The 9,196-nt window shown below is 71.4% G+C and carries 10 protein-coding genes and 1 tRNA gene; 8 read left to right on the forward strand and 3 right to left on the reverse strand.

Annotated elements, in window-relative coordinates; genetic code table 11:
• Positions 1-268 precede the first annotated feature (268 nt).
• Both RT323_RS14730 and RT323_RS14735 read left to right on the forward strand, forming a co-directional pair.
• Positions 269-1,174 carry a 4-(cytidine 5'-diphospho)-2-C-methyl-D-erythritol kinase gene (locus RT323_RS14730; protein WP_396172448.1) on the forward strand — a complete coding sequence of 302 codons (906 nt, stop codon included), beginning with the start codon at positions 269-271 and terminating at the stop codon, positions 1,172-1,174.
• Positions 1,174-2,961, forward strand: coding sequence for an ABC-F family ATP-binding cassette domain-containing protein (locus RT323_RS14735; protein ID WP_313409798.1), 1,788 nt, complete (start codon positions 1,174-1,176; stop codon positions 2,959-2,961). The genes RT323_RS14730 and RT323_RS14735 overlap by 1 nt, the downstream gene beginning before the upstream one ends.
• Positions 2,962-2,973: 12 nt before the next feature.
• On the opposite strand, the gene RT323_RS14740 is transcribed toward RT323_RS14735, so the two are convergent.
• Positions 2,974-3,459, reverse strand: a complete 486-nt coding sequence (locus RT323_RS14740) for a MarR family transcriptional regulator (protein WP_313409800.1) — start codon at positions 3,457-3,459, stop codon at positions 2,974-2,976.
• 101 nt (positions 3,460-3,560) lie between these two features.
• Between RT323_RS14740 and RT323_RS14745 the strand changes: the two genes are divergently transcribed.
• Positions 3,561-3,639 (forward strand) — tRNA-Gln (locus tag RT323_RS14745).
• Positions 3,640-3,670: 31 nt separating this feature from the next.
• Here RT323_RS14745 and RT323_RS14750 read toward each other — a convergent pair.
• Positions 3,671-4,060, reverse strand: coding sequence for a PaaI family thioesterase (locus tag RT323_RS14750; RefSeq protein WP_313409802.1), 390 nt, complete (start codon positions 4,058-4,060; stop codon positions 3,671-3,673).
• A gap of 145 nt (positions 4,061-4,205) precedes the next feature.
• Between RT323_RS14750 and glmU the strand changes: the two genes are divergently transcribed.
• From glmU to pth, 5 genes are all read left to right on the forward strand, one after another.
• A complete protein-coding gene (gene glmU / locus RT323_RS14755) occupies positions 4,206-5,657 on the forward strand; it encodes a bifunctional UDP-N-acetylglucosamine diphosphorylase/glucosamine-1-phosphate N-acetyltransferase GlmU (RefSeq protein WP_313409804.1) in 1,452 nt (483 codons plus the stop codon).
• Between the two features lie 22 nt (positions 5,658-5,679).
• Positions 5,680-6,615 (forward strand): ribose-phosphate diphosphokinase, encoded by a 936-nt coding sequence (locus RT323_RS14760; RefSeq protein ID WP_313409814.1) that lies wholly within the window; start codon positions 5,680-5,682, stop codon positions 6,613-6,615.
• A gap of 10 nt (positions 6,616-6,625) precedes the next feature.
• On the forward strand, positions 6,626-6,991 hold the full coding sequence (locus RT323_RS14765; RefSeq protein ID WP_313409806.1) for a hypothetical protein: 366 nt from the start codon (positions 6,626-6,628) through the stop codon (positions 6,989-6,991).
• Between the two features lie 156 nt (positions 6,992-7,147).
• Entirely contained in the window at positions 7,148-7,783 is a 636-nt protein-coding gene (locus RT323_RS14770; RefSeq protein ID WP_313409808.1) for a 50S ribosomal protein L25/general stress protein Ctc, read from the forward strand.
• Positions 7,783-8,349 (forward strand): aminoacyl-tRNA hydrolase, encoded by a 567-nt coding sequence (pth, locus tag RT323_RS14775; protein ID WP_313409810.1) that lies wholly within the window; start codon positions 7,783-7,785, stop codon positions 8,347-8,349. Before RT323_RS14770 ends, pth begins: the two co-directional genes overlap by 1 nt.
• 12 nt (positions 8,350-8,361) lie before the next feature.
• On the opposite strand, the gene RT323_RS14780 is transcribed toward pth, so the two are convergent.
• A partial coding sequence (locus RT323_RS14780; protein WP_313409812.1) for a right-handed parallel beta-helix repeat-containing protein occupies positions 8,362-9,196 on the reverse strand: 835 nt, incomplete at its 5' end.

Here is a 9,196-nt window from a genome sequence, read left to right on the forward strand (position 1 = left end):
CCGCGCTCGCGACCGCGGGCATCGACCCGCGCACCCGAGGCGAGCAGCTGACGGTCGAGCAGTTCGCGGCCGTCGCCGCCGCGCTCGACCCGTCCTGACCTGCGCCTCGGTGCCGCGGCGGATGTGTAGGTTTGCGGCCACAAATCGGCCCAAGAGGGTACGCAACTCCACACATCGCCTCGGGAGCGCAGGGCATCCGCTGCTGATGCCGCTCACCGCCGAGCGACCCTTCTCCACCGCCCGTTAGGTTGGAGCCGCGGCGGCCAGAGTGACGGTGCGTGTCCCGGCGAAGGTGAATCTCTCCCTCGGCGTGGGTCGCGCGCGCCCGGACGGATATCACGCGCTCGCGACCGTCTACCAGGCCGTCGACCTGCACGACGAGCTGCGCATCACGGACCGGTCCGACGGCGAGATCGCCGTGACCGTGCACACCGAGATCGACCTGCCCGAGGGTGCGGCCGTCCCCGAGGGCGACGACAACATCGCCGTGCGCGCCGCGAAGCTGCTGCGGGACCGGCTGGGCCGGCCCGAGCTGGGCGCCGACATCGCGATCCGCAAGGTGATCCCGGTCGCCGGCGGCATGGCCGGCGGGTCCGCCGATGCCGCCGCCACGCTCGTCGGCTGCAACGAGCTGTGGGGCGGTGGCCTCACGCGTCCCGAGCTCGAGCCGCTGGCCGCCGAGCTGGGCAGCGACGTGCCGTTCCTGCTGCACGGCGGGAACGCGATCGGCGGAGGTCGCGGCGAGACGATCAGCCCCATCCTGGCCCGCGGTGGCTACCACTGGGTGTTCGCAACGGCCGCCGAAGGCCTCTCGACGGCCGCCGTCTACGCCGAGTTCGACCGGCTCAACCCGAACGGCGTGCTCGAGCCCGAGGTCCCCGACGCCCTGCTGAACGCGCTGCGCGCCGGCGACGCCCACCTCCTGGGCAAGACGCTGACGAACGACCTCACCGACGCGGCCCTGTCGTTGCGCCCTGAGCTGGGCGACACCCTCAAGGTCGGCCTGGAGGCGGGCGCGCTCGGGGCGCTGATCTCGGGCTCCGGCCCGACCACGCTGTTCCTCGTCGCGTCGGAGGAGCACGGCCTCGACGTCTCGATGGCGCTCGCGAGCGTCGCCTCGTCGGCCGACGTCATCCAGTCGCGCGGTCCCGTCACCGGCGCGCGGTTGATCTGATGCCGCCCCTCGTCGTCGCCGAGCGCATCGGCCAGTCCTTCCCGTCCGGCACCGTCCTGGACGACGTCACCGTCGGCGTCGCCGAGGGCGACCGTATCGGCGTGGTCGGCCGCAACGGCGACGGCAAGTCCACCCTGTTGCGCATCCTCGCCAAGCGCTTCGAGCCCGACTCGGGCCGCGTGACGTGGCGCCGGGACCTGCAGGTCGGGGTCGTGGAGCAGGGCGACGAGCTCGACCCCGGGCTGACCGCCATCACCGCCGTCGTCGGCGACCGGCCCGAGCACGAGTGGGCGCGCGACCCCGCGATCCGCGACGTGCTGTCCGGGCTGATGGCCGACGTCGAGTACACCGCGTCCGTCACGACCCTCAGCGGCGGCCAGCGACGCCGGGTCGCCCTCGCGCGGACGCTCGTGCGCCGCTGGGACGTGCTGGTCCTGGACGAGCCGACGAACCACCTCGACCTCGAGGGCGTCACGTGGCTCGCCGAGCACGTGAGGCGCCGCACCGAGGCGCTCGTGGTCGTGACCCACGACCGCTGGTTCCTCGACGAGGTCTGCACGCTGACGTGGGAGGTCCACGACGCCCGCGTCGACGCCTACGAGGGCGGATACGCGGCCTACGTGCTGCAGCGGGTCGAGCGTGACCGGCAGGCCGCCGCCAGCGAGGAGCGCCGGCAGAACCTGATGCGCAAGGAGCTGGCCTGGCTGCGCCGCGGCGCCCCGGCCCGCACCTCGAAGCCGAAGTTCCGCATCGACGCCGCGAACGAGCTGATCGAGCGCGAGCCGCCCGTGCGCGACTCCGTCTCGCTGGCGAAGCTGGCGACCGCGCGACTGGGCAAGGACGTCGTCGACATCCTCGACGTCTCGGTGAGCTACGACGACCGGCCCGTGCTGCGTGACGTCGAGTGGCGGATCGGCCCCGGCGAGCGAGCCGGCATCCTCGGCCCGAACGGCGCGGGCAAGAGCACGCTGCTGGGTCTCGTGACCGGTGCGGTCACCCCGACGGCAGGTCGCGTCAAGCGCGGCAAGACCGTCCAGATCGCGGCGCTCACGCAGCACCTGGCCGACCTCGAGGCCGTCCTCGACGACCGGGTCAGCGAGGTCGTCGCCCGCAAGCGCACGTCCTACGTGACGGAGGGCAAGGAGCTGTCGCCCGGTCAGCTGCTGGAGAAGCTGGGCTTCACGTCCGCGCAGCTCTCGACGCCGGTGCGGGACCTGTCCGGCGGCCAGCGCCGCCGGCTGCAGCTCCTGCTGATCCTGCTCGACGAGCCGAACGTGCTGATCCTCGACGAGCCGACGAACGACATGGACACCGACATGCTCGCGGCCATCGAGGACCTCCTCGACACGTGGCCCGGCACGCTGCTGGTGGTCTCGCACGACCGCTACCTGCTCGAGCGCGTGACCGACCACCAGTACGCGGTGCTCGACACCCACCTGCGGCACCTGCCCGGTGGCGTCGACGAGTACCTGCGCCTGCAGGCCGCCGCAGCCGCGCAGCCCGCTGAGTCGCACGTCTCGCCCGGGACACGTCGTGCGGACGAGGCGCACCGTGCAGCTCAGCGGGGCGGGTCCAACGAGCGGCAGCTGAAGAAGGACGTCGCCCGGTTCGAGCGTCGCATCGAGCGGTTGACCGAGCAGATCGCGGAACTCGATCGCGCCATGGTCGAGTCGGCGACGCAGACCAGCCGGCTCATGGAGCTCGACGCCCAGCGCCGTCCGCTGGCCGACGAGCTGGCCGAGGTCGAGGAGGCCTGGCTCGAGGCGTCGGCCGAGCTCGAGTCCTGAGCGGCGGCCTCGTCAGCCGGTGAAGTGCGAGGTCAGGGTGCGCAGCGCGTGAGCGACGTGCTCGCGCTCGCCGACCGGGACACGCTCGAGCATCGCGTGCTCGAGGTCAAGCAGGGTGTCGAGCGCCCCGTCGACGCGCGCGCGGCCGTCGGGCGTGAGCCGCACCAGGATGCCCCGGCGGTCGGACGGGGCGGGCCGCCGGACGACGAGGCCGCGCGCCACGAGCCGGTCGACGCGGTTGGTCATCGTGCCGCTCGTGACCATGGTGGCGGCGACCAGCTGGCCGGGGGAGAGCTCATAGGGCTCGCCCGAGCGGCGCAGCGCCGACAGCACGTCCCACTCCCACACCTCGAGGCCGTGGGTGGTGAAGGCCTGCTTGCGCAGTCGCTCGAGGTGCTTGGCGAGGCGGGTGAGGCGACTGAAGATCTCCAGTGGCGTCACCTCGACGTCGGGGCGCTCACGGCGCCACGCCGCGACGATCTGGTCGACCTCGTCCATGCGGCCACCGTAGTCGCTCAAGATTCTTGATGTCGAGATACTTGGGAGTGGGCGTGTGGGACGGGGGTCCGCACGTGCTCCGGTAGCCTGTGGGGCACCGATCCCCGGTTGGTCTGCCGGCAGGGCCCGCCTGACTTTGAATCAGGATTAGCGACGTAGGTTCGACTCCTACCCGGGGAGCAACGAGCAGCGCCACCTCCCCGTCCCGCGTTCAACCGCGCGAGATCACCGCGTGCGTGCCCGAGGCGCGAGCGATGACGTGGCCGCCTTGGCGAATCTCGCCCTGGGTCATGCAGATCCGACCGCCGACGTTCGTGCACGTCGCGGTGCAGACCAGCGGCTGGCCGGGCACGCCGGCGCGCACGAACTGTGTACTCAACTGCACGTGCGGCGCGATCATCCCCTCCGGACCGGCCGCGTGGACCGCCCAACCGGTGGCGCTGTCGAGCAGCGCGCTGAGATACCCGCCGTGCAGGATGCCCCCGCCGTTGACGTGCTCGGGACCCGGATCGGCTTCGACGACCGCGCCGTCGGCGTCGGCCCGCACCACTCGGAACCCCAGATGGGCAGAGAACGGTCCGGGGTCTCCGACAGCGGTCATGGCGACACGGTAACCGGCGACGCTCGCCATCGGAGTACGCCCGTGCTCGGTCCGGCCCGTCCAGCGGCCCCGGGCAGGACGCACGTGAATGCCGTTCCGCGCGCGGCGACGCCTACACTCGGAAGGTCGTCAACCGAGGAGTGATGTGAGCGAGCAGGTCACCGCAATCGTTCTGGCCGCAGGCGCCGGCACCCGGATGAAGTCGCGCCGCGCCAAGGTGCTGCACGAGGTCGCCGGGCGGCCCATGCTCGGGCACGCGCTCGACGCCGTGCGTGGCGCCGGCATCGACCACGTCGTCACGGTCGTCGGACACGACCGCGAGCAGGTCGAGGCGGCCGTCACCGCGCTCGATCCCGCCGCGGTCATCGCGGTGCAGACCGAGCAGCGGGGCACCGGCGACGCCGTCCGCGTCGCGCTCGACGCCGCGCAGCAGTCCAGCGCGACCTACCTGGTGACGTACGCCGACGTCCCGCTGCTGTCGGCCGAGACGCTGCGCCTGCTGATCGACGAGCACCGCGCCCAGGCGCGCGCCGTCACGATCCTGAGCTCCGAGCCCGAAGACCCCACGGGCTACGGGCGGATCCTGCGCGACGAGCGCGGCAGCGTCACCGCGATCCGCGAGCACAAGGACGCCACCGAGGCCGAGCGCGCGACGCGCGAGGTCAACAGCGGGATCCTCGTGGTCGACGGGGCGTTCCTCGACCGCGCGGTCCGAGCCCTCAGCACCGACAACGCGCAGGCCGAGCTCTACCTGACCGACATCGTCGGGCAGGCCGTCAGCGAGGGCCTGCCGGTCGGCGCCCACGTCCTCGAGGACGTGTGGCAGACCGAGGGCGTCAACGACCGCCGCCAGCTCGTGCGGCTGGGCCGCGAGCTGAACGCGCGCGTCGTCGACCGTTGGCTCGCCGAGGGCGTCACGATCGTCGACCCCGCCACGACCTGGATCGACACGGCCGTCACGATCGGCCGCGACACGACGATCCTGCCCGGCACGCAGCTGCTGGGCGCCACGACGATCGGCGAGGGCGTCACGATCGGGCCCGACACCACCTTGCGCAACGTCGAGGTCGGTGACGACGCCACGATCGTGCGCACCCACGGCACGGACAGCGTCGTCGGCTCCGGAGTCTCGGTCGGTCCGTTCGCGTACCTGCGCCCGGGCAACGTCATCGGCGACGGCGCCAAGGTCGGCACGTACGTCGAGCTCAAGAACAGCACGCTCGGTCCCGGCGCCAAGGTGCCGCACCTGTCCTACATCGGCGACGCCGAGGTGGGGGAGGGCACCAACCTCGGGGCCGGAGCCATCACCGCGAACTACGACGGCGTGAACAAGCACCGCACGCAGATCGGCGCCCACGTCAAGACCGGCTGCCACAACGTGTTCGTCGCCCCCGTGACGATCGGCGACGGCGCCTTCACCGGTGCCGGAGCCGTCGTGCGCGAGGACGTGGCACCGGGGGCGCTGGCCGTGCCGGCAAGTGGACAGAGGACAATCGAGGGGTGGGTCGCGAGCCGGCGGCCGGGCACTTCCTCCGCGCACGCCGCGGACCAGAACACGCAGGAGACCAACGGTGGCCAGCACCAAGAGCCTCAGTAAGCGCACGCCCACGAGCAACCTCATGTTGTTCTCGGGCCGCGCCCACCCGACCCTCGCCAAGGAGGTCGCCGAGCTGCTCGAGGTCGACCTCGTGCCCACCACGGCGTACGACTTCGCGAACGGCGAGATCTACGTGCGGTTCGACGAGTCCGTCCGCGGGTGTGACGCCTTCGTGATCCAGAGCCACGCGGCGCCGATCAACGAGGCGATCATGGAGCAGCTCATCATGATCGACGCGCTCAAGCGCGCCTCGGCCAAGCGGATCACCGTCGTGCTCCCGTTCTACGGCTACGCACGCCAGGACAAGAAGCACCTCGGTCGCGAGCCGATCAGCGCGCGCCTGATGGCCGACCTGTTCCTCTCGGCCGGCGCCGACCGCCTGATGACCGTCGACCTGCACACGGCGCAGATCCAGGGCTTCTTCGACGGGCCCGTCGACCACCTGCTGGCGATGCCGATCCTGACGCGCCAGGTCCGCAAGCGCTACGGCAAGAAGCCGCTCGCCGTGGTCTCGCCCGACGCCGGCCGCATCAAGGTCGCCGAGCACTGGGCCCGCCAGTTCGACAACGCCCCGCTGGCGTTCATCCACAAGACGCGCGACGTCACGCAGGCCAACGTCACCAAGGCCAACCGGGTCGTCGGCGAGGTCGCCGGGCGCACCTGCATCCTGGTCGACGACCTCATCGACACCGGCGGCACGATCTGCCAGGCCGCCGAGGCGCTCATGAACGACGGGGCGGCCGAGGTCGTCATCGCCGCGACGCACGCGGTCTTCTCCGGCCCGGCCGTCGACCGCCTCAAGAACTCGGTCGCCAGCGAGGTCATCGTCACGAACACGCTGCCCCTGTCCGAGGAGCAGCACTTCGACAAGCTCACGGTGCTGTCGATCGCCCCGCTGCTGGCCCAGGCCGTCTCGGCGGTGTTCGAGGACGGCTCGGTCACCAGCCTGTTCTCCTGAGGCCGCACCGATGACGACGGGGGCGGTGCTGCGGGCGGCGGCCCAGGTGGGCGCGGCCTACGCGCTGATCGGCGTCGGCGCGACGCTGGTGCTGGCCCTGGCCGTCGGCGAGATCGGCACGGCGCTCCTGCCGGCCGCGGTGCTGGCGGTCGCGCTCTTCCTCGCGGCCCTCATCGTCGTCGTCCTGGCGCGCCTGGCCGTGTCCTCGTTGCAGGGACGGGTGCGCGAGCCGGTCGTGGGCGCGATCATGCTGGCCTCGGCGCTCGTCCTGCTCAGCGGCGTGCTGACGGTGCCGTCCCTGGGCATCTCGGCCGTCGCGGTCTCGGCCCTCATGGCGCTGGCGACGCACGTCGTGCTCACGCGCCGCTGGACCTGACCTCGTACCGCCGATTTCTGCTCGCGTGCCGCCGTGGGCTAAGATCGTCGGGTTGCCTCGGCGAGGGTCCTCGGACCGTGATCGACAGGGCGCTCCACAGGAGTGCTGTGTCGAGCGCCGAGACCCGAGTTGAACAGACCTCCAAGGAGATTCCCCATGGCTGAGATCAAGCTTTCCGCCGAGCAGCGCACCGAGTTCGGCAAGGGCGCCGCCCGCCGCATCCGTCGCGAGGACAAGGTTCCCGCCGTCCTCTACGAGCACGGCAACGATCCCCTGCACGTGACCCTGCCGGGCCACGAGACGATGATGGCGCTCAAGACCGCCAACGCCCTGCTGTCGATCGAGCTGGACTCCAAGAGCCACCTCGCGATCCCCAAGCAGGTCCAGCGTGACCCGCTCAAGGGCTTCATCGAGCACGTCGACCTGCTCATGGTCAAGCGTGGCGAGAAGGTCGTCGTCGACGTCGCGATCTCGATCGTCGGCGAGCCCGAGCCCGGCGTCCTGGTCGTCACCGAGAACACGACCGTGTCGCTCGAGGCCGAGGCGACCCACATCCCGACCGAGATCGAGGTCTCGATCGTCGGTCGCGAGGCCGGCACCCAGGTGCTCGCCTCCGACCTCGACCTGCCCGAGGGCTCGACCCTCGCCGTCGAGGAGGACCTGATGATCGTCAACCTCACGCACGCGCCCACCGCGGACCAGGTCGAGGCCGAGCTCGACGAGGCGGCCGCCGAGGCCGGCATCGAGTACGACGAGTCCGAGACGCCCGAGCCGGAGTCGGCCAACGGCTGATGACCTGGTTGGTGGTCGGGCTGGGCAACCCCGGCCCCTCGTACGCCGCCACCCGGCACAACGTCGGGTACCACGTGACCGATGAGCTGGCCGCCCGCATGGGCGGCCGGTTCTCGTCTCTGAAGGCGGCACGTGCCGATGTGGTGTCCGGTCTGCTGACCGGGCACCGCACGGTGCTGGGCCGCTCACGCGGCTACATGAACGAGAGCGGCGGCGCCGTGTCGGCGCTGGTGAAGTACTACGACGTCCCGGTCGAGCAGCTCATCGTGATCCACGACGAGCTCGACCTGCCGCTGGGCTCGCTGCGCTGCAAGCGTGGCGGCGGCGACAACGGCCACAACGGCCTCAAGTCGATCCGGCAGTCCCTGGGCACCGGCGACTTCCTGCGCGTGCGGTTCGGCATCGGCCGCCCGCCCGGCCAGCAGCCCGTGCACGACTTCGTGCTCAAGCCGTTCGCCAAGACCGAGCGCACCGAGGCCGACATCGTCACGCAGGAGGCCGCCGACGCGGTCGAGAGCCTCGTGACCGTGGGCCTGGAGAAGACGCAGAGCGCCTTCAACTCCTGAGCGCCGCCGCCGTCACCCCCGCGTGAGGGTGACGGCCGAGCCCGTCTGCTCCCAGACGTTCCCGCTCAGCGTCGACTTGTACGTCAGCGGCGCGATGACGGCACAGCCGTCCAGCCGCTGCGTGCCGCGGATGAACGCGTTCTGGGCGATCGTGAGGCCGGCCAGCGGCCCCCGGCTCTTCTGGGCGACGTTGACCGAGCAGGCACCGCCACCGATCGTGTTTCCGCGCAGCGTCACGTCGGCGATCGTGCCCTGGTCCTGAGCGAGCATGACGGCCGCGTTGTGCGCGTCCTCCAGGCGGGTGTTCTCGATCCGGATGTCCGAGCCCGAGGTGACCTGGATGTTGTCGTCGTGGCTGGGCTTGCCGCCCCAGTTCGGGTCCTGCTCGTAGTGCGTGTTGTCGTGCAGCCACGAGTCGCGGATCGTCACGTTGCCCGCGCCATGGATGTGCACCTGGTCGACGACCGAGCGGATCCGGACCCGCTCGAGCGTGAAGTTCGAGCCCATGACGCCGTTGGTGGTCGGGTTGCGGTGGTCGGAGAGGATCTCGCTGTCCTTGATCACCACGCCGGCCGCCTTGGTGTTGACGACGCCGACCGAGCTGGGGTGCTGGGCGCGGATGCGCGAGTTCTTGATCGTGACGTTCGCGGCCCTGATGCTGACGCGCCCGTAGATCTCGGCGTTGCTGATGACGGTGCCGGCCTTCGTGATCGTGAGGTCGCCGTTCATCTTGGTGAGCCGGGTGCCGGCCGGGACGCCGGGGCCGTCCTTGTCCGGGGCGGGCGCGGGAGCCGTCGTGGGAGCCGGGGTGGGCCGCGGAGCCGGGGCCGGGGTCGGCTTCGTGGTC

Origin of the sequence: Aeromicrobium sp. (assembly GCF_032084975.1) — a bacterium.
Lineage (GTDB): Bacteria > Actinomycetota > Actinomycetes > Propionibacteriales > Nocardioidaceae > Aeromicrobium.

Excerpts from the sequence above, each read along its gene's own strand:
- RT323_RS14760 (WP_313409814.1), top strand. The coding sequence starts at position 5,680 with ATGTTGTTCTCGGGCCGCGCCCACCCGACCCTCGCCAAGGAGGTCGCC.
- pth (WP_313409810.1), top strand. The coding sequence starts at position 7,783 with ATGACCTGGTTGGTGGTCGGGCTGGGCAACCCCGGCCCCTCGTACGCC.
- RT323_RS14735 (WP_313409798.1), top strand. The coding sequence starts at position 1,174 with ATGCCGCCCCTCGTCGTCGCCGAGCGCATCGGCCAGTCCTTCCCGTCC.
- RT323_RS14770 (WP_313409808.1), top strand. The coding sequence starts at position 7,148 with ATGGCTGAGATCAAGCTTTCCGCCGAGCAGCGCACCGAGTTCGGCAAG.
- RT323_RS14740 (WP_313409800.1), bottom strand. The coding sequence starts at position 3,459 with ATGGACGAGGTCGACCAGATCGTCGCGGCGTGGCGCCGTGAGCGCCCC.
- RT323_RS14765 (WP_313409806.1), top strand. The coding sequence starts at position 6,626 with ATGACGACGGGGGCGGTGCTGCGGGCGGCGGCCCAGGTGGGCGCGGCC.
- RT323_RS14750 (WP_313409802.1), bottom strand. The coding sequence starts at position 4,060 with ATGACCGCTGTCGGAGACCCCGGACCGTTCTCTGCCCATCTGGGGTTC.